Genomic DNA, 23754 nt, shown 5'->3' with positions numbered 1-23754 from the left:
ATGGCAACTGAGTATGACGTAGTCATTCTGGGCGGCGGTACCGGCGGTTATGTTGCGGCCATCAGAGCCGCTCAGCTCGGCTTAAAAACAGCCGTTGTGGAAAAGGAAAAACTCGGAGGAACATGTCTGCATAAAGGCTGTATCCCGAGTAAAGCGCTGCTTAGAAGCGCAGAGGTATACCGGACAGCTCGTGAAGCCGATCAATTCGGGGTGGAAACGGCTGGCGTGTCCCTCAACTTTGAAAAAGTGCAGCAGCGTAAGCAAGCCGTTGTTGATAAGCTTGCAGCGGGTGTAAATCATTTAATGAAAAAAGGAAAAATTGACGTGTACACCGGATATGGACGTATCCTTGGACCGTCAATCTTCTCTCCGCTGCCGGGAACAATTTCTGTTGAGCGGGGAAATGGCGAAGAAAATGACATGCTGATCCCGAAACAAGTGATCATTGCAACAGGATCAAGACCGAGAATGCTTCCGGGTCTTGAAGCGGACGGTAAGTCTGTACTGACTTCAGATGAGGCGCTCCAAATGGAGGAGCTGCCACAATCAATCATCATTGTCGGCGGAGGGGTTATCGGTATCGAATGGGCGTCTATGCTTCATGATTTTGGTGTGAAGGTAACGGTTATTGAATACGCGGATCGCATATTGCCGACTGAAGATCTAGAGATTTCAAAAGAAATGGAAAGTCTTCTTAAGAAAAAAGGCATCCAGTTCATAACAGGGGCAAAAGTGCTGCCTGACACAATGACAAAAACATCAGATGATATCAGCATACAAGCGGAAAAAGACGGAGAAACCGTTACCTACTCTGCTGAGAAAATGCTTGTTTCCATCGGCAGACAGGCAAATATCGAAGGCATTGGCCTAGAGAACACCGATATTGTTACTGAAAATGGCATGATTTCAGTCAATGAAAGCTGCCAAACGAAGGAATCTCATATTTATGCAATTGGAGACGTAATCGGTGGCCTGCAGTTAGCTCACGTTGCTTCACATGAGGGAATTATTGCTGTTGAGCATTTTGCAGGTCTCAATCCGCATCCGCTTGATCCGACGCTTGTGCCGAAGTGCATTTACTCAAGCCCTGAAGCTGCCAGTGTCGGCTTAACCGAAGACGAAGCAAAGGCGAACGGGCATAATGTCAAAATCGGCAAGTTCCCATTTATGGCGATTGGAAAAGCGCTTGTATACGGTGAAAGCGACGGTTTTGTCAAAATCGTAGCGGACCGAGACACAGATGATATTCTCGGCGTTCATATGATCGGCCCGCATGTCACCGACATGATTTCTGAAGCCGGTCTTGCCAAAGTGCTGGACGCAACGCCGTGGGAGGTCGGGCAAACGATTCACCCGCATCCAACGCTTTCTGAAGCAATTGGAGAAGCAGCGCTTGCCGTAGATGGCAAAGCCATTCATTTTTAAAAGCATAAAGGAGGGGCTTGAATGAGTACAAACCGACATCAAGCACTAGGGCTGACTGATCAGGAAGCCGTTGATATGTATAGAACCATGCTGTTAGCAAGAAAAATCGATGAAAGAATGTGGCTGTTAAACCGTTCTGGCAAAATTCCATTTGTAATCTCTTGTCAAGGACAGGAAGCAGCACAGGTAGGAGCGGCTTTCGCACTTGACCGTGAAATGGATTATGTATTGCCGTACTACAGAGACATGGGTGTCGTGCTCGCGTTTGGCATGACAGCAAAGGACTTAATGATGTCCGGGTTTGCAAAAGCAGCAGATCCGAACTCAGGAGGCCGCCAGATGCCGGGACATTTCGGACAAAAGAAAAACCGCATTGTGACGGGATCATCTCCGGTTACAACGCAAGTGCCGCACGCAGTCGGTATTGCGCTTGCGGGACGTATGGAGAAAAAGGATATCGCAGCCTTTGTTACATTTGGGGAAGGGTCTTCAAACCAAGGCGATTTCCACGAAGGGGCAAACTTTGCCGCTGTCCATAAGCTGCCGGTTATTTTCATGTGTGAAAACAACAAATACGCAATCTCAGTGCCTTACGATAAGCAAGTCGCATGTGAGAACATTTCCGACCGTGCCGTAGGCTATGGGATGCCTGGCGTAACTGTGAATGGAAATGATCCGCTGGAAGTTTATCAAGCGGTCAAAGAAGCACGCGAAAGGGCACGCAGAGGAGAAGGCCCGACATTAATTGAAACGATTTCTTACCGCCTTACACCACATTCCAGTGATGACGATGACAGCAGCTACAGAGGCCGTGAAGAAGTAGAGGAAGCGAAAAAAAGTGATCCCCTGCTTACTTATCAAGCTTACTTAAAGGAAACAGGCCTGCTGTCCCATGAGATAGAACAAACCATGCTGGATGAAATTATGGCAATCGTAAATGAAGCGACGGATGAAGCGGAGAACGCCCCATATGCAGCTCCTGAGTCAGCGCTTGATTATGTGTATGCGAAGTAGGGAGGAAGAACAAATGTCAGTAATGTCATATATTGATGCAATCAATTTGGCGATGAAAGAAGAAATGGAACGAGATTCTCGCGTTTTCGTCCTTGGGGAAGATGTAGGAAGAAAAGGCGGTGTGTTTAAAGCGACAGCCGGACTCTATGAACAATTTGGGGAAGAGCGCGTTATGGATACGCCGCTTGCTGAATCTGCGATCGCAGGAGTCGGTATCGGAGCGGCAATGTACGGAATGAGACCGATTGCTGAGATGCAGTTTGCTGATTTCATTATGCCGGCAGTCAACCAAATTATTTCTGAAGCGGCTAAAATCCGCTACCGCAGCAACAATGACTGGAGCTGTCCGATTGTCGTCAGAGCGCCATACGGCGGAGGCGTGCACGGGGCCCTGTATCATTCTCAATCAGTCGAAGCAATTTTCGCCAACCAGCCCGGACTGAAAATTGTCATGCCGTCAACACCATATGACGCGAAAGGGCTCTTAAAAGCCGCAGTTCGTGATGAAGACCCAGTGCTGTTTTTTGAGCACAAGCGGGCATACCGTCTGATAAAGGGAGAGGTTCCGGCTGATGATTATGTCCTGCCAATTGGCAAGGCTGACGTAAAACGGGAAGGCGACGACATCACAGTGATCACATACGGTCTGTGTGTCCACTTCGCCTTACAAGCTGCAGAACGTCTCGAAAAAGATGGCATTTCAGCGCATGTGGTGGATTTAAGAACAGTTTACCCGCTTGATAAAGAAGCCATCATCGAAGCTGCGTCCAAAACTGGAAAGGTTCTTTTGGTCACAGAAGATACAAAAGAAGGCAGCATCATGAGCGAAGTAGCCGCAATTATATCCGAGCATTGTCTGTTCGACTTAGACGCGCCGATCAAACGGCTTGCAGGTCCTGATATTCCGGCTATGCCTTATGCGCCGACAATGGAAAAATACTTTATGGTCAACCCTGATAAAGTGGAAGCGGCGATGAGAGAATTAGCGGAGTTTTAAAGACGTAAGGGAGGATACAATCATGGCAATTGAACAAATGACGATGCCGCAGCTTGGAGAAAGCGTAACAGAGGGGACGATCAGCAAATGGCTTGTCGCCCCCGGTGATAAAGTGAACAAATACGATCCGATCGCGGAAGTCATGACAGATAAGGTAAATGCAGAGGTTCCGTCTTCTTTTACGGGTACGATAACAGAGCTTGTAGGAGAAGAAGGCCAAACCCTGCAAGTCGGAGAAGTGATTTGCAAAATTGAAACAGAAGGCGCGAATCCGGCTGAACAAAAACAAGAACAGCCAGCTGCATCAAAAGCCGCTGAGACGCCTGCGGCAAAAAGTGCCGAAGCCGCTGATCAGCCCAATAAAAAGCGCTACTCGCCAGCTGTACTCCGTTTGGCCGGAGAGCACGGCATTGATCTAGAACAAGTAACAGGAACAGGTGCCGGCGGGCGCATCACACGAAAAGATATTCAGCGCTTAATTGAAACAGGCGGCGCGCAAGAACAGAAGGCTGAGGAGCCGAAAACAGCAGCTCCTGCACCGAAGTCTGCATCAAAACCTGAGCCAAAAGAAGAGACGGCATATCCTGCGTCTGCAGCCGGTGATAAAGAAATCCCTGTCACAGGTGTAAGAAAAGCAATTGCTTCCAATATGAAGCGAAGCAAAACAGAAATTCCGCATGCTTGGACGATGATGGAAGTCGACGTCACAAATATGGTTGCATATCGCAACAGTATAAAAGATTCCTTTAAGAAGACAGAAGGCTTTAATTTAACGTTCTTCGCCTTTTTTGTAAAAGCGGTCGCTCAGGCGTTAAAAGAATTCCCGCAAATGAATAGCATGTGGGCGGGCGACAAAATTATTCAGAAAAAGGATATCAATATTTCAATTGCAGTTGCCACAGAGGATTCTTTATTTGTTCCGGTGATTAAAAACGCTGATGAAAAAACAATTAAAGGCATTGCGAAAGAAATTACCGGTCTTGCCAAAAAAGTAAGAGACGGAAAACTCACTGCAGATGACATGCAGGGAGGCACGTTTACCGTCAACAACACAGGTTCGTTCGGCTCTGTTCAGTCAATGGGCATTATCAACTACCCTCAGGTTGCGATTCTTCAAGTAGAATCCATCGTCAAACGCCCGGTTGTCATGGACAATGGCATGATTGCTGTCAGAGACATGGTTAATCTGTGTCTGTCCTTAGATCACAGAGTGCTTGACGGTCTCGTGTGCGGACGATTCCTCGGACGAGTGAAACAAATTTTAGAATCGATTGACGAGAAGACATCTGTTTACTAAATAAGAAAAAAGAGCATTTTTTGAAGTTTTGTTTCAAAAAATGCTCTTTTTCTATTATTCAGCGATTCGTATTTTCATTTCGACACGATATTCTTCTTGTTTTTTCGGGGAGTAATGAATCGGTATGATTAACTCGTATACATCACTGACAACTGTTAATTGGCGGTCTGCGATATACTTGATAAGCTTCTGTAAGTTGAGAAAATAATGTTCAGGCGAAAAATTATACGCGATACACGCATACCTCCCTTTAGGGATTGTTGTGATTTCCATATCCGGCGTAATTGATGAAATCTGTTTATTCGTCAATACAGGCGTGAAAATATGACGGTAAGTCATTTCATCAATGCTGGTGTAGGGCTGAAAAGAGAAAGTAGCGCCGTAGCTATTGTTCGTAAATCCATCTGCTGATTCGATAAATTTTTTTAATTTGCTGTAGGAGGCGTTGAGCACGTTTTCAGGCCCGATTCCTTCTGCCTCTGTCTGAATAATCCGTATTTCTTCTTCATTTAAAACAAATACCTCACCGAGCGCGGGATATTCCATCTGCCGTTTCATCCGCTTTTTCACCAACGAAATGGTTTGCTCCAGTGCTGATAAAAAGACTAATTTCTCCCTGATTTGCCTCTCCTGCTCTGTATAAAAAGCAAACAGTTCTTCCATCTCTAAGTCCTGTGCTTTTTTCATCTCTTCTAAAGGTGTGCCGATATATTTCAATGATTTGATCAAATCCAGATGAATGAGCTGAGCATCTGTATAATAGCGGTAGCTGGTATCTGGGTCGACGTAGGCGGGTTTAAATAAATCAATTTTATCGTAATAACGGAGCGCTTTAATCGACACGTTTGCCAGTTTTGAAACTTCCCCAATTGAGTAATACGATTCCTTCATGTCATCACTCCTTCTATCATCAGTATAAAGAAGAAGCGCATTCTTTGCAGTACACAAAGAATGCGCTTCTTATCACGTGCTGGCTTTAAGATGTGCAGGCGCTTTCCAAGCAATGGTCAGTGCAATCCCTATGGCTAAGGTGACCGTTGCAAAGTAGAAAGGATAGTTTACATCAATATCGAACAGCATTCCGCCGATAATAGGCCCGAATACATTGCCGATACTTGTAAACATTGAATTCATACCGCCGGCAAACCCCTGTTCATTTCCCGCAATCTTTGACAGGTAAGTCGTTACCGCAGGCCGCATGAGATCAAATCCGACAAATACGGTGACCGTAACCAGCAGAATCGCAACATATGAATGGACTGTTGTTAGCAAGAATACCAGACTCGTAGAGAGAATTAAGCTGTACCGAATTAAATGGATTTCGCCAAACCATCTTGTGAAGCGGTCGAATAAGACGACTTGCGTAATGGCGCCAACAATCGCTCCTCCTGTAATCATAATGGCAATGTCGCTGGCCGTAAATCCGAATTTATGATCCACGAATAATGCAAATAAAGATTCAAATGATGCTAAACCAAAAGACGAAATTAAGATAATGAGAAAAGCTATGAAATACATGGGGGCAAAAATCCGTTTAAAGCCTGTCTTCTGTCCTTTTATTTCCTGATTTTCAGGGTTTCGTTCCGGCTCGCGCAGCGTGAGGATTGATAAAATGGCTGCTAACAGTGCAAAAGCTGCCGCAAAGAAAAAAGGCAGCCGGGAATGGACTTCTGCTAAAAATCCCCCGATGCCGGGGCCGATAATAAATCCTGTTGAAATAGCGGCTGACATATAACCGAGCGCTTTTGGCCTCGTTTTAATGGTCGTGATATCTGCAATAAAAGCCGTGACCCCGGGCATAATGAAGGCTGCGCTGATACCGCCCAGCATACGGGAGATAAATAACATCTCAACTGTTTTTCCAATGCCGAATAAAAACTCCGACACACTAAAGAACAACAGGCCGATCACGATCATGATCTTGCGCCCGAAGCGATCAACCCATCGTCCGGCTATTGGTGAGACAATGAGCTGTGTAATAGCGAAGCAGGCAACCATATAGCCGACCGCGCTCCCCGATAAATGCAATTCATTCATAATGGTCGGCGTTACTGGAATCACAAGCCCGATCCCCAAAAAAGCAATAAATAAATTGGTTAATAATATCGTTAAGGTAATATTTTTCTTCTCCATATGACTTCCCCTTTTTCAAGTGTGTATCCCTTATACTGTAAGACCTCCTCCTAGGGGAGAGTCAACGGATTTGCAAAATCTTTCTAAAGCCTTATGACAGTTATTCATTTGCGGGAACAAGCATGTCGATATGCTGCGGCAGGACCTGAATGACTGCGGGTGTATGTGTATAAACTTCTCCATCCATATCCGCCTTTTTGGCAGTGTCTGTTTCAATTTCGATACGGGAGGCCTGGACATAGGACAGCTCTCCGGTAAAACGATCAATTGAGCCCTGTTCCATGCTCATCAGCTCCCGCAGCGCGGTGAGGTTGGTATTGCGGCATATGAGAACATCAAGTAAGCCGTCTTCAATACTGGCATCGGGCAGAGGAATTCGATTCGTTCCAATGTATTGGCCATTCATCACAAGCAGCATAACGGCTTCTTCTTTAATTTCTTTTCCGTCAATTTTTAATGTCATCGGAAACGATGCAGCGGATGAGACGGTTCGCAACGCACTTGTAAAATAGCTGATTTTTCCCAATAATGCTTTTTCCGTTTCATTAATTTGATTCGACGTTTCTGCAATTAAGCCGATCCCCCAGAAATTTAAAAAATAACGGTCATTCATCTGACATACGTCTACGCTGGTTTTATTTCCTGCCATAAGTGCTTCCGCGGCCTTTGCAAGATTTTGAGGGATGCCAAGCACTCTTGAAAAGTCATTGCACGTGCCGCCGGGCAAAATTCCGACCGCGGGTTTTCTTTCTAGAGCGCTGATAGCATTTATGCATTGATGGATCGTGCCGTCGCCGCCGAGAATGAAGACGGTGTCGACAGAATCATCAATGGATCGGCAAAAATGATACGCATCATCCTTTTTCTTTGTCTGCTTAATAATCACCTCATCTAAATGGTGAGATAAAACCGGCACCACAGCACCAAGTGCTTTTTCTATATTTTTGTTGCCGGCATTTCCGTTATGAATCAGTAACGCTTTCCGGTGGCTCATATACAACTGCTCCTTTATTTTACTTCTGGTTATATAATCCCCTTTTTCTGTAAGCAGTAAACGAAGAGCAAAAAAAGTGCACGGCGAAGCAAAGTCATTTGCCGATATGGACGTTTCCTTGCTATCATAAGAACAGATGATGAAAAAGGAGAGGTCTTCATTGAACATGGACTTTAATTTATTTATGAATGATATTGTCCGCCAAGCGAGACAAGAAATAACAGCTGCCGGATACACCGAGCTTAAAACAGCCGAAGAGGTGGATGAGGCACTTACGAAAAAAGGAACGACGCTCGTCATGGTAAACTCTGTTTGCGGATGCGCCGGAGGAATTGCAAGACCGGCAGCCTACCATTCCGTTCACTATGATAAAAGACCTGATCAGCTCGTCACCGTTTTTGCCGGACAGGATAAAGAAGCGACAGCGCGTGCGCGTGACTATTTTGAAGGTTATCCGCCATCTTCTCCGTCCTTTGCGATTTTGAAAGACGGAAAGATCATGAAAATGGTAGAGCGCCATGAAATTGAAGGCCACGAGCCGATGGCCGTAGTGGCAAAGCTGCAGGAAGCCTTTGAAGAATATTGTGAAGAAGTATAAGACGAACAACCCGGATGCTCAAAGCGGCCCGGGTTTTTTTGTGCATAAATTTCCAAGAGTATATGAATAAATATTAAGGGATTATTCAATCGGATTGTACAGTGATTTTATTTTTATCTAGTAATATCAAAAAGAGATCACTGGAAAGATAAGCTTGAAGATAATTTTTAAAAATAGTATTGCATAAAAATAAGAAACTGTTTAAAATACAAATTAACGAATAAATATTCAAATACACCAAAAGTAATGAATACGGGGGAAATGGATCATGAAAAAATGGCTCTTATTACTTGTAGCTGCTTGCATCACCTTTGCATTAACTGCGTGCGGCTCAAGCAATTCAGGTTCAGAAAGCGGAAAGAAAAAATTAATTATGGGTACTTCGGCGGATTACAAACCGTTTGAATATAAAGAAGGAGATAATATTGTCGGCTTTGATGTAGAGCTGGCAAAAGCTCTGGCAAAGAAGGCAGGCTATGAAATTGAAGTGCAGGATATGGACTTCAACAGCTTAATTACAGCGCTTAAATCAAAACAGGTGGATCTCGTTCTGTCAGGAATGACACCAACGCCTGAGCGTAAAAAACAAGTTGATTTTTCAGATGTGTATTACACAGCGAACCATATGATTGTCAGCAAAAAAGACAGCGGCATTCAATCTTTGAAAGACCTGAAAGGAAAAACAGTTGGCGTTCAGCTTGGCTCTATTCAGGAAGAGAAGGGGAAAGAGCTTTCTCCGGAATATGGTTTTAAAACAGAAGACCGCAACAGAATTTCTGATTTGGTGCAGGAAATCAAATCTGACCGCTTCGATGCCGCGATTATTGAAGACATTGTTGCAGAAGGGTATTTCAAATCAAATGATGACCTGCAAGGCTTTGTGATTCCTGATGCGAAAGCGGAAGAAGCCGGTTCAGCAATTGCTTTCAGAAAGGACAGTGAACTGACAGACAAATTCAATAAAGCGCTCAAGGAAATGGAAGATAACGGAGAGCTTGAGAAATTGAAGAAAAAATGGTTCACTGGCGAGAAGTAAAAAAAGCGGCTCAACTTTTTCGTTGAGCCTTTTTATTGAATAGGAAACTTTTTTCCTGTAAGAAAAGGAGACAAAGGCTATGAATTTGGATTTTTCAGCAACGATCCCCCAAATTCCTTTTATATTAGAAGGCTTGGCAATTACATTAAAAATTGTTGTTGTATCTGCTATTATCGGACTTATACTCGGTATTGTGCTAAGCTTATGCAAGATCAGCACATTCCGCCCGTTTATCTGGATCGCTGATTTTTATACATCAGTGTTCCGAGGCACGCCTTTAGTGCTGCAGCTTATGATTGTCTATTTTGGCCTTCCTCAGCTGCTCGGATTTCAAATTGACCAGTTTTGGGCTGCGGTTGTCGCATTGTCTTTGAATTCCGCCGCTTATGTATCGGAAATTATTAGAGCCGGAATCAATGCCATTGATAAAGGGCAAAAAGAAGCTGCTGTTGCACTCGGTGTCCCGTATGGAAAAATGATGAAGGATCTGCTGCTGCCGCAGGCCTTCAAAAATATATCACCTGCAATTGTGAATGAATTAATTACGTTAACAAAAGAATCGGCGATCGTTACCGTCATCGGGCTTGGTGATGTCATGAGACGCGCATATCAAGCTGGCGCCGCCACTTACAATTACCTTGAGCCGCTCATTATCGCGGGATTGATTTATTATGTGCTTGTCCTGATTTTAACGTTTATCGGCAAGGCTGTAGAAAGGAAGCTGAAATCCAATGATTAAGGTTGAAAAGCTGTCAAAATCATTTGGGAAACACGAAGTATTAAAAAACATTTCAACAACAATCGCTGAGGGTGAGGTTGTTGCCGTGATCGGTCCTTCAGGCTCAGGCAAATCAACGTTCTTACGCTGTTTAAACCTGTTGGAAAAGCCTAACGGCGGAACCATTACAATAAAAGACACAGAGATTACGAAGCCAAAAACCAACACATTAAAGGTCCGGGAAAACATCGGGATGGTTTTTCAGCATTTTCATCTCTTTCCGCACAAAACGGTTCTCGAAAACATCATGTACGCGCCGGTCAATGTAAAAAAAGAAACAAAACAGGCTGCACAGGAGAAAGCTGAGGACCTGCTCCGCAAAGTCGGTTTGTTTGAAAAGCGAAATGACTATCCAAACCGTTTGTCTGGCGGACAAAAACAGCGTGTCGCGATTGCCAGGGCTCTTGCGATGAATCCGGACATCATGCTGTTTGACGAGCCGACCTCCGCCCTTGATCCAGAGATGGTTAAAGAAGTGCTACAGGTGATGAAAGAGCTGGTCGAAACCGGCATGACCATGGTGATTGTCACACATGAAATGGGCTTCGCAAAAGAAGTGGCAGACCGTGTGCTGTTTATGGACCAAGGAATGATTGTCGAAGACGGCAATCCGAAGGAATTTTTTATGTCGCCAAAATCCAAAAGAGCGCAGGACTTTTTAGAGAAAATATTATAGAATATAAAAAAGAAGAAGGCTGGCCGCCTCTTCTTTTTTATTGAAGAAACAAATAGAAATGGAGTCCGACATGTTTAAAATTGGTTATCGCACAATAAAGACCGCGCTAGGAACAGCTTTGGCTATTTATATAAGCCAGTTATTGCATTTGCAAAACTTCGCATCAGCAGGAATCATCACCATTTTGTGCATACAAATCACACAAAAACGGTCGCTTCAGGCCTCATGGGCCCGCTTTGCGGCATGTTGTCTGGCAATTGTTTTTTCTTATCTCTTTTTCGAGCTTATTGGCTACCACCCGTTTGTGATCGGAGCGCTTCTTTTGATATTCATTCCGATAACGGTTCTGTTAAAAATTAACGAGGGTATCGTCACCAGTTCCGTTATTATCCTTCATTTATACATGTCCGGCGGCATTACGCTTGCTTTCATCTGGAATGAAGTTCAGCTGATTACGGTTGGCATCGGCGTCGCTCTATTGATGAACTTGTATATGCCTAGTCTTGACCGGAAACTGATTGCCTACCGCAAAAAGATAGAGGATAACTTTGCTGTCATTTTTGCAGAAATCGAACGGTATTTGTTAACTGGTGAGCAAGATTGGTCAGGAAAAGAAATTCCGGAAACGCACCAGCTCATTACGGAGGCTAAAAACCTGGCATATCGAGATGTGCAAAACCACATTTTGCGTTATGAAAATCTGCATTATCATTATTTTAAAATGAGAGAAAAGCAATTTGAAATTATCGAACGCCTTCTCCCTAAAGTGACATCGATCTCCATTACGGTAGATCAGGGAAAAATGATCGCTGAATTTATTCATGATTTGCGGGAGGCGATACACCCTGGGAATACAGCGTACAAATTTCTGAAAAGACTTGCTGACATGAGAAAAGAATTTGAGGAGATGCCGCTTCCTGCGACTAGAGAGGAATTTGAAGCGAGGGCCGCTCTCTTCCATCTTCTCGGCGAAATGGAACAATATTTAGTGATTAAAAGTTATTTTAAAGGAATAAAAGCGCAAAAATCACTCGGATGATTCGCATGAGCTCTTCCTTCATTGGTCAACCTAATGAAAAAGGAGGAGCTTATGCGTTTTTTCTTATGTTCGATTTTTATGATGATTTCACCGATTTGGCCGCTCGGCGAAAATCCGCTGCCGGGTGATCCATATGTTATTGTCAACAAGCAAACAAATGAACTTGCTGTTATCCTCGACAACAAAGTAGAAGGCGTGTACAGTGTGGCGACTGGAAAAACAGATGATTTGACGCCTGAAGGAGAGTTTTCGGTAACGGTAAAAGCTGAAAATCCTTACTACAGAAAGAAAAATATTGAAGGGGGATCTCCTGACAACCCGCTTGGGGCCAGATGGATCGGATTTGACGCGAAAGGAACGGACGGGCGGATTTATGGAATTCATGGGACAAACCGAGAGGAATCAGTAGGGAAATTTGTGTCTAACGGCTGTATACGTATGCATAACGATGAGGTCGTTCATTTGTTTCAAACGATACCAGTAGGAACGAGAGTGCTGATCACGGACGACAACCGCTCTTTTGAGGAGATTGCCATCGAGCATAAAGCTCTGATAAAAAAGCAGGATATTCCCATTGAATAAGGCGCCTGCTTTTTTATCGTTATAAAAACATAACGATTCCTGAGAGTACAGTTGAAAGAATAAAAACTCCCAAAATCACGATCAAAACGCTTTTCATCAGTTTTTGAGACATGATTTTCACTCCTTAAACAATCTGTCTATATTTTAGCGTGTTTTGAATGGGTGGACAAGCGATATCTATTAGCGAAAGCAGGGATGCAAATGAACAGGCTTGACCATATCGGGATAGCCGTTTTTTCGATAAAAGATGCTAGAAGCTTTTATGAAAATGTATTGGGGCTTGCATTTCTTCATCAAGAAACGGTTGAAGAACAAAAGGTGAATGTTGCTTTTTTTCAAGCTGGTAGCGTCAAACTTGAGCTGATAGAGCCGTTGACAGCTGACAGCCCCGTCCGTTTATTTTTGGAGAAGAAAGGGCAGGGACTGCATCATATTGCGTTTTTGTGCAACGGCCTATCTGAACAGCTTCAAGCATTGTCTGACCGGCATGTTCGATTGATTGACAGGTATCCAAGACAGGGGGCAAATGGGAAAAAGATCGCGTTTATTTCCCCTCGGGAAACAAACGGTGTTCTTATAGAGCTTTGTGAACCGAAAGGAGACCAACACAATGAGCATGAATGAGCACATGGATCATTTATACACGAAACGCAAGCAGGCAGAAGAAGGCGGAGGACAGGAAAAGCTGGCTCAGCAGCGGCAAAAGGGCAAGCTCACTGCTCGGGAAAGGATCATATTTCTTCTAGATCAGGACAGCTTTATCGAATTACACCCCTTCATGGAAAGTCAAGTGTTAACAAGAGAACAGCGCATGTTAGGGGATGGGGTCGTGACAGGGTACGGCACAATTGACGGCCGCTCAGTTTATGTATTTGCGCAAGACTTCACAGTATTCGGAGGGGCGCTTGGCGAAACCCATGCCAGGAAAATCTGCGCTTTGATGGATCTGGCAGCAAAAAATAAGGCGCCGATTATCGGGCTGAATGACTCAGGTGGTGCGAGAATTCAAGAGGGTGTGGTATCATTAGATGGATACGGTCACATATTTTACCGAAACGTCTTATATTCCGGAGTCATTCCGCAAATATCGGTTATTTTAGGGCCGTGCGCTGGAGGCGCTGTATATTCTCCGGCACTCACAGATTTTATATTTATGGCTGAACAGACCGGCCGGATGTTTATTACCGGCCCGAAGGTGATTGAAAAAGTGACAGGGGAACAGGTTGATGCGGAGAGCTTAGGCGGAGCGGGGATACATAATGCCGTCAGCGGAAACGCCCACTTTTCCGGGCATACGGAGAAGGAGGTTCTGACAGGGGTGAGAAAACTGCTGTCTTATTTGCCGCTGAATGGCCGGACAACAGAGCCGAAGCCAGAGAAAGAGGCGTCCAGACCGTTATTAAACCGTCTAGTGCCTGCTGACACGACAAAGCCGTATGATGTTCGGACGGTGATTAAGGAGATGGCCGACCCGCAGTCTTTTTTTGAGATTCAGCCATTTTTTGCGAAGAACATTGTCATTGGGTTTGCAAGGCTGGGTGAAAAAACAATCGGCATCGTGGCGAGCCAGCCGAAGCATCTGGCGGGAAGCTTGACGATTGACGCTGCTGATAAAGCAGCAAGGTTCATCCGTTTTTGTGACGCATTTGATATCCCGCTGTTGACTGTTGAGGATGTCCCGGGGTTTCTGCCCGGTATTCAGCAAGAGCACAACGGAATCATCAGGCATGGAGCAAAATTATTGTTTGCTTATGCAGAAGCGACTGTCCCAAAAGTCACACTCATCATTAGAAAAGCGTACGGCGGCGCCTATGTGGCCATGAACAGCAAAGCAATCGGAGCGGACCTTGTGTTTGCATGGCCGAATGCTGAAATCGCAGTGATGGGTCCAGAAGGTGCGGCATCGATTTTGTATGAAAAGGAAATCAAAGCTTCAGCTGACCCGCAAAAGACGAAACGCGAAAAAACAGCTGAATACAAAAAGCAAAACGCCGGCCCATACAAAGCGGCCGCTTGTGGAATGGTCGATGACATCATTTTGCCGGAAGAATCAAGGGGAAGACTGATTCAAGCTTTTCATATGCTTGCACATAAGACAGAAGAGAGACCGAAAAAAAAGCACGGTAACATACCGCTTTAATATGGAGGGACTTACAAATGGTGAATGAAAAACGCCTGCTGGAAGAATTTTTAGAGCTTGTCCAAATTGACTCAGAAACAAAGCACGAAGCTGAAATCTGCAAAGTGCTGAAACGAAAATTTTCTGATTTAGGTGTGGACGTTAAAGAAGACGATACAATGGATATCACGGGCCACGGAGCCGGTAACCTGATTTGCACGCTAAAAGGGACAAAACAAACAGATACGATCTATTTTACATCTCATATGGACACAGTTGTACCCGGAAACGGCGTAAAACCAGTTGTAGAGAACGGTTACGTCAAAACTGACGGCACGACGATTTTAGGCGCTGATGATAAAGCGGGATTGGCTGCAATGTTTGAGGCGATTAAGGTGCTGAAAGAAGAAAACATTGAACACGGCACGATTGAATTCATCATCACAGTAGGGGAAGAATCGGGTCTGATCGGAGCGAAGGCTCTTGACCGTTCTATGATCACTGCATCCTACGGCTATGCCCTTGATTCAGACGGAAAAGTCGGAAATATCATTGTGGCCGCGCCGACACAGGCGAAGGTAAGAGCGGCAATTTTCGGGAAAACCGCTCACGCCGGGGTTGAACCTGAAAAAGGCATTTCAGCGATTACAATCGCTAGCAAAGCCATTTCAAAAATGCCATTGGGCCGTATCGATGAAGAAACAACAGCTAATATCGGCCGGTTTGAAGGCGGCACACAAACAAACATTGTGTGCGACGAAGTTCATATTCTTGCTGAAGCGCGCTCTTTAGTTCCTGAGAAAATGGAAGCTCAGGTTCAAAAAATGAAAGCTGCTTTTGAAGAGGCAGCTGCTGATATGGGCGGACGCGCAGAAGTCGAAATTGAGGTTATGTATCCGGGCTTTAAATATCAAGACGGCGACCAAGTTGTTGAAATCGCGAAGAAAGCGGCTGCTAAAATCGGACGTCCAAGCGAGCTGCAAACGAGCGGCGGCGGAAGCGACGCGAACGTAATCGCTGGTCATGGCATCCCGACGGTCAATCTTGCTGTCGGTTATGAGCAAATCCATACAAAAAATGAAAAAATGCCGATCGAAGAGCTCGTTAAAACGGCAGAAATGGTTGTTGCCATTATTGAAGAGGCGGCAAAATAAAAAAAGAAAACCCGAGTGCGATTTCCCGCATCGGGTTTTTTTAGCTCCGTTTCCTAAGCGGCCAAAATAACACATCCTGTTTTTTAGCGTAATGAAGCAAGGGATCTGACTCTGGCAATGTAATGCCGTGAGCATCAGTCACCGTATTGACTGAAATTTCCGCTTCGGCGTTTTGCAGCAGCCATGGATGATGATGGATGTCTTCGTAATAGAGTTTGCTTTGATTGGTAGTATAGAGTCTATACCGTTCTGTCAGCCAGTAATCGAGCGAATCCTTTTCTGCTGTAAAAGGCGCTGAAATGGGCCGATATGCGGCGTGGAATGCTGCTTCTTTGTCATCTTTCCGCTTGCTGACATAGTCAATGGCATCACCGTTTTTTTCGGCTTTCATATCCGCGTAAAAATAAGGCAGATGAAAGAATGTGCGAGCGCCAAGGACCGCCAGACGATGATCGGCATCTAAGCTAAAAAAATAAATGCCGGGCTTACCTTTATACGTGACATAGGTGCGGAGGTTAAGCTCAGGAAATGCACGCGCACCGGGAATGGCAGGAAGATAACGCGCCCTCAGGTTCGTGAGCATAAAGGGAAGCATGCTGATCCAAGCTTGCCCGTTATATGTATCTAATTCTAAAACGGACGGTACCAAAGCGCGAAGGATAGAAACATCAACAGGCCAGTGAGCAAATAAGACATCATTCCAGGTTTGTCTCATGATCCAGATTCCTTCAGGTACAGAAATGTTTTTTTGCTGAAAGTGTTCCGTCAACGTATATGCTCCTTTCGTTTGGAGATGAGTAAAGGTATTCCCGATTTCCTTCTTTTTAAACGATACGGCTATTTTTTGGATGGCCATTTCTGCTTCAGCCATGATAAACAAGACTGTTTGGCGCGGTATGCTTTGCAAGTAACAAAAAACAACCCCGGCTTTTCGCACGGGGTTGCTTTTTTATTTCACCGACTCAGTAAGAGCGGCTGTTTTTTTACTTTTATGATGCGTCATCTGAAGGACGATGTTTTGCACTGTCAAAAACAGTCCGCTTGTAAACCAGTACAGCGGAAGGGCTGCCGGCACATTAAGCGAGAAAATCGTCATCATCACAGGGAAGATGAACACCATCAATTTTGCGGATTGCTGCGCCGCAGGGTTTTGCGGGACAGCGGAATATTTCGCGCTCAGTTTTTGAGCGATATAGGCTTGGACAAAATACATAATCCCTGCACTAAGGGACATGAGAATATCAGATTGCCCTAAACTGAACCATAGAAACGAGTGTGACGCAATTTCAGGTGTTGAGCGAATCGCGTAATAAAGCCCAATCATAATCGGAGACTGAATCAGCATTGGAAGACAGCCCATCGCAAGCGGGTTGATATTATGCTCCTGATACAGCTTCATCATTTCCATTTGCAGCTCTTTTTGCTTTTCCGGGTCCTTCGTCTTTTTCAACTTAACCTGGATACTGTCAACCTGAGGTTTAATAACGGCCATTTTCTCTTGGAAGATGCGCTGTTTTTTGAACTGATTGACAAACAAAGGCAATACAACTATACGCACAATAATGGTTACGAGGATAATAGAGAGTCCGTATTCTCCGTGAAACAGCCCGGCAACACCCTTAAGCAGAGCGGAAAACGGTTCGATTAAATAATCGTGGAAAAAACCTACGTTGCTGAGGCCTCCCACCTGATTAGTCGCTGCAAATGCAGCATTGCCCGAGCATAATACGATCAAAAAGATACCCATAGCCAAAAGTTTTTGATATGTTTTTAACAATTTTGTTCTCCTCCTTTTTATAAATGCGGTTTATAAAAGAAGAGAACCGGCGTCTTCCTCATCGTTCACAGGCGAATTCATGCGGAAGACTTTACGTATCCAAGTTGTAATGCGATGATATATAATAATAAGAAAGTCTGTTCGGTTAATGTGAAAGACCGTCTGATGTTCATCTGTTCGTTTTGATTTCCATTGCTCGCCCGCACGGCACTCCCGTAAGAGAAATGCAATTCCGATTGCCGTCAGAGCAGGAAGAATAATTGTGAAAAAATCGACTAAGAATAAAACGTCATTTATCGATTCCACAAACATTGTCATCACATCCATTCAATAGCTTCATTTTACTATATGTACAAGCTGTTGTCTAATGACCGAAAAGGAGATTTGTTTATGCCGGGAAAGAGCCGAATTATTTTCCATATTGATATGAATAGCTTTTATGCGTCGGTTGAAATGGCATATGATCCGGCTCTCCGGGGAAAGCCGGTCGCAGTTGCCGGAAACGTAAAGGAGCGAAAGGGCATTGTGGTAACATGCAGCTACGAAGCAAGAGCGCGCGGCGTCAAAACAACGATGCCGGTTTGGCAAGCGAAGCGCCATTGTCCTGAGCTCATCGTTCTTCCGCCGAACTTTGACCGCTATAGAAACTCTTCCAGAGCAATGTTTACCATTCTCCGTGAATATACTGACCTGGTGGAGCCTGTCTCCATCGACGAAGGCTATATGGACATGACCGATACACCATACAGCAGCCGCGCTCTGGAGACGGCAAAAGAAATCCAAAGCAGATTGCAAAAAGAGCTGCTGCTTCCGTCAAGCATAGGAATCGCGCCGAATAAATTTCTCGCTAAGATGGCGTCTGATATGAAAAAACCGCTTGGAATTACGATCTTAAGAAAGAGGCAAGTGCCTGATATCCTGTGGCCGCTTCCTGTTGGAGAGATGCACGGAGTCGGCAAAAAGACAGCGGAAAAACTGAAGGGACTCGGCATCCATACAATCGGAGAGCTAGCTGCAGCTGATGAACACTCGCTGAAGCGCCTGCTTGGCATCAACGGTCCGCGCCTTAAAAATAAAGCAAATGGCATTCACCATGCGCCGGTTGACCCGGAGCGCATTTACGAATTTAAAAGCGTCGGCAACTCATCGACACTTTCCCATGATTCCAGTGATGAAGAAGAGCTGTTAGGCGTTTTTAGAAAGCTTGCCGCTTCTGTGAGTGCCCGTTTACAGCGAAAGGAAGTCATGGCTTCGAAGCTTTTTATTATGATTAGATATGCGGATTGGAAAACCATCACAAGAAGCACCACGCTGAGAAACCCGATTGATCAAAAAAACGACATTTTGAAAGAAGCGGAGCACCTCTTTTTTAAACATTGGAGTAAAAATCCTGTCAGGCTGCTTGGCATTACCGGAACGGATTTAGTAGAAAAAGAGCAGGCCTATAAGCAGCTCGATTTGTTCAGCTTTAATGAGGATGCGAAGGATGAGCCCATTCAGCAGATGATGGAAAAGCTGAATAAAAAGTACGGTACCAAACTGATCAGAAAAGGGGCAACATTAAAAAAAGAGGAGAGCAAAACACAGGGAACAAGCTTTAATAAAGATTTTTTTCAAGATGAAAAGAAAAGCTGAATCGCTTGAAAAAAAGGGTGAATGTATGGTAATTTCTTTATTATAAATATCATTTTATTTTAATTTAAATTTTAAAATGATTAAACGTTTGCAGAAGGGACGTTAGAATATGTCAAAACAACAAATCGGCGTTATCGGACTTGCGGTCATGGGTAAAAATCTGGCTTTAAATATCGAAAGCCGGGGATTTTCTGTTTCTGTTTACAACAGATCAAGCAGTAAAACTGAGGAGTTTTTACAGGAGGCAAAAGGAAAAAATGTTGTTGGCACTTACAGCATTGAAGAATTTGTCCAATCCTTGGAAACACCGCGCAAAATCTTATTAATGGTTAAAGCGGGAACTGCAACAGATGCGACAATTCAATCTCTTCTTCCTCATCTAGAGAAGGATGATATTTTAATTGACGGCGGTAATACATACTATAAAGATACACAGCGCCGTAACAAAGAACTCGCTGAAAGCGGCATTCATTTTATCGGAACAGGCGTTTCCGGCGGAGAAGAAGGGGCGCTTAAAGGACCTTCTATCATGCCTGGCGGACAAAAAGAAGCACATGAGCTTGTAAAACCGATTCTTGAAGCCATTTCTGCAAAAGTTGACGGAGAACCTTGTACGACATATATCGGTCCGGACGGCGCCGGCCATTACGTAAAAATGGTGCACAACGGAATTGAATACGGAGATATGCAGCTGATCTCTGAATCATATTTCATTCTGAAACAGGTGCTGGGCCTTTCTGCTGATGAGCTTCACGAAGTTTTCGCTGAATGGAATAAAGGTGAGCTTGACAGCTACTTGATTGAGATTACAGCTGACATCTTTACGAAAAAAGACGAAGAAACAGGCAAACCGCTTGTTGATGTGATTCTTGATAAAGCAGGCCAAAAAGGAACAGGAAAATGGACAAGCCAAAGCGCACTTGACTTAGGTGTTCCGCTTCCGATTATTACTGAATCTGTATTCGCGCGCTTTATCTCAGCTATGAAGGAAGAGCGTGTGAAAGCGAGCGGCCTTCTTTCAGGACCAGAAGTGAAGCCTGTTACAGAAAATAAAGAAGAGCTGATTGAAGCGGTCAGAAAAGCGTTGTTCATGAGTAAAATCTGCTCGTACGCGCAAGGATTTGCCCAAATGAAAGCTGCTTCTGAAGAATACAACTGGGATCTGAAATATGGTGAAATCGCTATGATCTTCCGCGGTGGCTGCATCATTCGCGCGGCATTCCTTCAGAAGATCAAAGAAGCTTACGATCGCGAGCCTGAGCTTGACAACCTGCTTCTTGACAGCTATTTCAAGAATATTGTAGAAAGCTACCAAGGAGCGCTTCGCCAAGTGATTTCACTTGCAGTTGCCCAAGGTGTGCCGGTGCCATCATTCTCAAGCGCATTGGCCTACTATGACAGCTACCGCACAGCCGTACTGCCTGCAAACTTAATCCAAGCACAGCGCGACTACTTTGGCGCTCATACGTATGAGCGTACTGACAAAGAAGGCATCTTCCATACTGAATGGATGAAGTAATCAATAGAAACCCCCGAAGCTCTTAAGCTTTGGGGGTTTTGTTATTAAAGAGATTGTTCAGCGTAAAAAAGCCGAAAATGCTTGTAAACATTTTCGGCTTTTTTCTTCTTATTATATATTCCACCAGTGTAAGCCGTCTTTCGCCAAAAGATCATCAGATTCTTTCGGTCCCATGGAGCCTGATTCGTAGTTAGGAGATAAGGTTTTGTTTGCTGCCCATGTTTCAGAAATAGAGTCGACAAAGCTCCAAGAAAGGGCAACTTCATCCCAGTGTGCAAAGTTTGTTGCATCGCCAAGAAGACAGTCGTGAATTAGTTTTTCATATGCTTCAGGGGTGTTCAACTCGTCATTGCAATTGCTGCAATAATCGAGTTTGATTGGCTGCGCGTGTGCTGCTCCGCCAAGCTTTTTAGCATTTAGGTAAAGCGTGATGCCTTCGTCAGGCTGAATATGAATGACAAGCAAGTTGGGATTCATGTTGTTTTCATTGCCGTAGTACAGGTTCATCGGAATGTCCTTAAATTGAACGACAATTTTTGTGGTCTTTTCTTTCATTCGTTTTCCTGTACGGATATAGAATGGAACACCAGCCCATCTGAAGTTGTCAATCAAGAGCTTGCCGGCAACAAAGGTTTCTGTATTGGAGTCAGAAGCGACATTATCTTCTTCTGTATAAGAAGGAACCGGTACACCGTCAATTTCACCAGCTTGATATTGTCCGCGCACAAAGTATTCATCCACTTCGTCTTTTGCAATAGGACGCAGTGCTCTCAGCACCTTCACTTTTTCGCTGCGGATTTCTTCTGTGTTCAATTTGATAGGCGGCTCCATTGCAAGAAGGGCAACCATCTGCATAATATGGTTTTGCACCATGTCGCGAAGGGCGCCTGATTTTTCGTAATATCTTGCGCGGTCTTCAACGCCTAGTGATTCGCTAGATGTGATTTGAATGTTTGAAATGTAGCGGTTTGTCCAAAGCGGTTCGAAAATCGCATTGGCAAATCGAATCACTTCAATGTTCTGAACCATTTGTTTGCCTAGATAATGGTCGATTCTGTAAATTTGATCTTCCGTAAATGCTTCGCGGATTTCTTTATTCAATGCCTGTGCGCTTGGCAGATCATGGCCGAACGGTTTTTCGATGACAAGGCGGGACCAGCCGGTTGTAGCTGTTACACCCTCTGATTTTAATGTTTTTGCAATCGTTCCGAAGAATTCAGGAGCCATTGCCAAGTAGAACATTCTGTTGTTAGGAATTTGATATGTATCTTCCAGCTGGTTAAGCAATACGTTTAGCTCTTGATAAGAACCAGGGTTTGTCACGTCAAACGGGTGATAGTAAAAATGAGACGTGAAATCATCTATATGCTTATCTGCAGATGAGGAAATGGATGTTTTAACAGTTTGGCGAAGATCCTCATTAGACCAAGGTCTTCTTCCAACTCCTACCACTGCAAACTCTTCTCCGATTTGTCCGTTTTGATATAAACGGTGAATAGACGGATACAATTTTCGTTTTGCTAAATCTCCAGTTGCACCGAATATGACAATTACTGCTTTTGGTTGTTGGTTTGTTTTCACTAAAAGTACCTCACTTTATTCGAAGCTTTATTTTAGTACACCCCGTATATTTCCTTCATTTTAAATCTAAAATTCAACGAAAGCAAACATTTAAGCCCTTTTTTAAGCAGAATGCTGAAAAAATGTTTCTAGCACGAAAGGATTGTTCTTTTCAGAGGCAAGATTCACATTTTGAGCTTGATCCTGTATTCTTGTAGGTATCTGGTTCTAGTAGGAGGAAGGAAACGTGGAATTACTTTTTTTAGGGACGGGAGCCGGCATTCCCGCCAAGGCGAGAAATGTAACGTCGGTGGCATTAAAATTGCTTGAAGAAAGGCGTTCGGTATGGCTTTTTGACTGCGGGGAAGCCACACAGCATCAAATTTTACATACAACGATTAAACCTCGTAAAATAGAGAAAATCTTTATTACACACATGCACGGCGATCATGTATACGGACTTCCGGGGCTTCTGGGGAGCCGTTCCTTTCAAGGCGGAGAGGACGAGCTGACAGTGTACGGACCTAAAGGGATCAAGGCGTTTATTGAAACAAGCCTTGCCGTCACGAAGACCCATTTGACATATCCGCTTGCGGTCCAGGAAATTGAAGAAGGAATCGTGTTTGAGGACGATCAGTTTATTGTCACAGCGGTATCTGTTATTCATGGAGTGGAAGCCTTCGGGTACCGTGTGCAGGAAAAAGACGTACCGGGTTCCTTGAAGGCTGATGTATTAAAAGAAATGAACATCCCGCCCGGACCTGTATATCAGAAAATCAAAAAAGGCGAAACGGTAACGCTTGAAGACGGACGAATCATCAATGGGAATGATTTTCTGGAGCCTCCTAAAAAGGGAAGATCTGTTGTGTTCTCCGGTGATACGAGAGTAAGTGACAAACTAAAAGAGCTTGCGAGGGATTGTGATGTGCTTGTTCATGAAGCAACCTTTGCTAAGGAAGACCGTAAACTTGCTTATGATTATTATCACAGTACAACGGAACAAGCGGCTGTAACAGCGAAAGAAGCAAGAGCGAAGCAGCTCATTTTAACCCATATCAGCGCAAGATATCAGGGAGATGCTTCTTTGGAGCTTCAAAAAGAAGCGGTTGACGTTTTCCCCAATAGCGTGGCGGCATATGATTTCTTAGAGGTAAACGTCCCGCGAGGCTGAAGGCGGAGCTCTTATTTGACAATTTGTGATGACGTTGTATAATAAAACGTAATAATTACGTTTTATAAGGAGGTGTTAATTATGAGAGTAAATGTTACTTTAGCCTGCACTGAAACGGGAGACCGAAATTACATCACAACAAAAAATAAACGCACCAATCCAGACCGTTTGGAGCTGAAAAAATATTCACCGCGTTTAAAGAAATATACCCTTCATCGTGAAACAAAATAATATAAAAGACCGGGAATCC

Annotated in this window: 25 protein-coding genes; 17 read left to right on the top strand and 8 right to left on the bottom strand. The window is 44.3% G+C overall.

The window, feature by feature from the left end; all coding sequences use genetic code 11:
- The 4 genes from lpdA to bfmBB are packed head-to-tail and all read left to right on the top strand — an operon-like array spanning position 1 to position 4733.
- Entirely contained in the window at positions 1–1425 is a 1425-nt protein-coding gene (gene lpdA, locus M1D65_RS11820) for a dihydrolipoyl dehydrogenase (RefSeq protein ID WP_014477284.1), read from the top strand.
- Between the two features lie 21 nt (positions 1426–1446).
- Complete coding sequence (bfmBAA, locus tag M1D65_RS11815; RefSeq protein ID WP_097080583.1) at positions 1447–2439, top strand: 3-methyl-2-oxobutanoate dehydrogenase subunit alpha; 993 nt, start codon at positions 1447–1449, stop codon at positions 2437–2439.
- Positions 2440–2452: 13 nt separating this feature from the next.
- Positions 2453–3436, top strand: a complete 984-nt coding sequence (gene bfmBAB, locus M1D65_RS11810; RefSeq protein WP_004398638.1) for a 3-methyl-2-oxobutanoate dehydrogenase subunit beta — start codon at positions 2453–2455, stop codon at positions 3434–3436.
- 22 nt (positions 3437–3458) lie between these two features.
- Entirely contained in the window at positions 3459–4733 is a 1275-nt protein-coding gene (bfmBB, locus tag M1D65_RS11805) for a branched-chain alpha-keto dehydrogenase complex dihydrolipoyllysine-residue (2-methylpropanoyl)transferase (protein WP_456270582.1), read from the top strand.
- 54 nt (positions 4734–4787) lie between these two features.
- On the opposite strand, the gene bmrR is transcribed toward bfmBB, so the two are convergent.
- The 3 genes from bmrR to M1D65_RS11790 all read right to left on the bottom strand — a co-directional run bounded on the left by bmrR (position 4788) and on the right by M1D65_RS11790 (position 7860).
- Positions 4788–5624: a multidrug efflux transcriptional regulator BmrR gene (gene bmrR, locus M1D65_RS11800; protein WP_172861333.1), complete on the bottom strand. Its 837-nt coding sequence runs from the start codon at positions 5622–5624 to the stop codon at positions 4788–4790.
- A gap of 72 nt (positions 5625–5696) precedes the next feature.
- Positions 5697–6866: a multidrug efflux MFS transporter Bmr gene (gene bmr / locus M1D65_RS11795; protein ID WP_085186460.1), complete on the bottom strand. Its 1170-nt coding sequence runs from the start codon at positions 6864–6866 to the stop codon at positions 5697–5699.
- A 100-nt stretch (positions 6867–6966) separates the two neighbouring features.
- On the bottom strand, positions 6967–7860 hold the full coding sequence (locus M1D65_RS11790; RefSeq protein WP_064671045.1) for a diacylglycerol kinase family lipid kinase: 894 nt from the start codon (positions 7858–7860) through the stop codon (positions 6967–6969).
- Between the two features lie 160 nt (positions 7861–8020).
- Here M1D65_RS11790 and brxB point away from each other — a divergent pair, with 160 nt between their 5' ends.
- From brxB to M1D65_RS11760, 6 genes are all read left to right on the top strand, one after another.
- Entirely contained in the window at positions 8021–8458 is a 438-nt protein-coding gene (brxB, locus tag M1D65_RS11785; protein ID WP_003226477.1) for a bacilliredoxin BrxB, read from the top strand.
- 268 nt (positions 8459–8726) lie between these two features.
- Positions 8727–9494, top strand: coding sequence for an arginine ABC transporter substrate-binding protein ArtP (gene artP / locus M1D65_RS11780; RefSeq protein ID WP_004398706.1), 768 nt, complete (start codon positions 8727–8729; stop codon positions 9492–9494).
- 79 nt (positions 9495–9573) lie between these two features.
- Complete coding sequence (gene artQ, locus M1D65_RS11775; RefSeq protein WP_003230340.1) at positions 9574–10233, top strand: arginine ABC transporter permease ArtQ; 660 nt, start codon at positions 9574–9576, stop codon at positions 10231–10233.
- The gene (artR, locus tag M1D65_RS11770) at positions 10226–10948 is read left to right on the top strand and encodes an arginine ABC transporter ATP-binding protein ArtR (protein ID WP_003230342.1); all 723 of its coding nucleotides are present in this window, start codon (positions 10226–10228) and stop codon (positions 10946–10948) included. Before artQ ends, artR begins: the two co-directional genes overlap by 8 nt.
- A 70-nt stretch (positions 10949–11018) precedes the next feature.
- A complete protein-coding gene (locus tag M1D65_RS11765; protein ID WP_014480207.1) occupies positions 11019–11987 on the top strand; it encodes an aromatic acid exporter family protein in 969 nt (322 codons plus the stop codon).
- 51 nt (positions 11988–12038) lie between these two features.
- Entirely contained in the window at positions 12039–12569 is a 531-nt protein-coding gene (locus tag M1D65_RS11760; protein ID WP_047182850.1) for a L,D-transpeptidase, read from the top strand.
- A 19-nt stretch (positions 12570–12588) separates the two neighbouring features.
- Here M1D65_RS11760 and prli42 read toward each other — a convergent pair whose 3' ends face one another.
- Entirely contained in the window at positions 12589–12681 is a 93-nt protein-coding gene (gene prli42 / locus M1D65_RS11755) for a stressosome-associated protein Prli42 (RefSeq protein ID WP_003226489.1), read from the bottom strand.
- Positions 12682–12770: 89 nt separating this feature from the next.
- Between prli42 and mce the strand changes: the two genes are divergently transcribed.
- The 3 genes from mce to M1D65_RS11740 are packed head-to-tail and all read left to right on the top strand — an operon-like array spanning position 12771 to position 15842.
- Entirely contained in the window at positions 12771–13193 is a 423-nt protein-coding gene (gene mce / locus M1D65_RS11750) for a methylmalonyl-CoA epimerase (protein WP_021479984.1), read from the top strand.
- Positions 13186–14709, top strand: coding sequence for an acyl-CoA carboxylase subunit beta (locus M1D65_RS11745; RefSeq protein WP_410617636.1), 1524 nt, complete (start codon positions 13186–13188; stop codon positions 14707–14709). Before mce ends, M1D65_RS11745 begins: the two co-directional genes overlap by 8 nt.
- A gap of 17 nt (positions 14710–14726) precedes the next feature.
- On the top strand, positions 14727–15842 hold the full coding sequence (locus tag M1D65_RS11740; protein ID WP_003230352.1) for a tripeptidase T: 1116 nt from the start codon (positions 14727–14729) through the stop codon (positions 15840–15842).
- A 40-nt stretch (positions 15843–15882) separates the two neighbouring features.
- Here the strand turns inward: M1D65_RS11740 and M1D65_RS11735 are convergent, their stop codons facing one another.
- From M1D65_RS11735 to mifM, 3 genes are all read right to left on the bottom strand, one after another.
- A complete protein-coding gene (locus tag M1D65_RS11735) occupies positions 15883–16611 on the bottom strand; it encodes a YqjF family protein (protein WP_072173319.1) in 729 nt (242 codons plus the stop codon).
- A 180-nt stretch (positions 16612–16791) separates the two neighbouring features.
- On the bottom strand, positions 16792–17619 hold the full coding sequence (locus M1D65_RS11730; RefSeq protein WP_003230359.1) for a membrane protein insertase YidC: 828 nt from the start codon (positions 17617–17619) through the stop codon (positions 16792–16794).
- Between the two features lie 30 nt (positions 17620–17649).
- Positions 17650–17937: a membrane protein insertion/folding monitor MifM gene (gene mifM / locus M1D65_RS11725; protein ID WP_010886563.1), complete on the bottom strand. Its 288-nt coding sequence runs from the start codon at positions 17935–17937 to the stop codon at positions 17650–17652.
- A 72-nt stretch (positions 17938–18009) separates the two neighbouring features.
- Here mifM and M1D65_RS11720 point away from each other — a divergent pair, with 72 nt between their 5' ends.
- Complete coding sequence (locus M1D65_RS11720; protein WP_043940162.1) at positions 18010–19254, top strand: DNA polymerase IV; 1245 nt, start codon at positions 18010–18012, stop codon at positions 19252–19254.
- 109 nt (positions 19255–19363) lie between these two features.
- Positions 19364–20773 carry an NADP-dependent phosphogluconate dehydrogenase gene (gndA, locus tag M1D65_RS11715; RefSeq protein ID WP_003230365.1) on the top strand — a complete coding sequence of 470 codons (1410 nt, stop codon included), beginning with the start codon at positions 19364–19366 and terminating at the stop codon, positions 20771–20773.
- A gap of 111 nt (positions 20774–20884) precedes the next feature.
- On the opposite strand, the gene zwf is transcribed toward gndA, so the two are convergent.
- Complete coding sequence (gene zwf / locus M1D65_RS11710) at positions 20885–22354, bottom strand: glucose-6-phosphate dehydrogenase (protein ID WP_456270581.1); 1470 nt, start codon at positions 22352–22354, stop codon at positions 20885–20887.
- Between the two features lie 226 nt (positions 22355–22580).
- Here zwf and rnz point away from each other — a divergent pair, with 226 nt between their 5' ends.
- Together rnz and rpmG are read left to right on the top strand one after the other, a co-directional pair.
- Positions 22581–23504, top strand: coding sequence for a ribonuclease Z (gene rnz / locus M1D65_RS11705; protein WP_014477267.1), 924 nt, complete (start codon positions 22581–22583; stop codon positions 23502–23504).
- Positions 23505–23585: 81 nt separating this feature from the next.
- The gene (rpmG, locus tag M1D65_RS11700; protein WP_003226511.1) at positions 23586–23735 is read left to right on the top strand and encodes a 50S ribosomal protein L33; all 150 of its coding nucleotides are present in this window, start codon (positions 23586–23588) and stop codon (positions 23733–23735) included.
- The last annotated feature ends 19 nt before the right edge of the window (positions 23736–23754 follow it).

Source organism: Bacillus sp. JZ39 (assembly GCF_053903145.1).
This window is presented reverse-complemented; position numbering and strand designations above follow the sequence as displayed.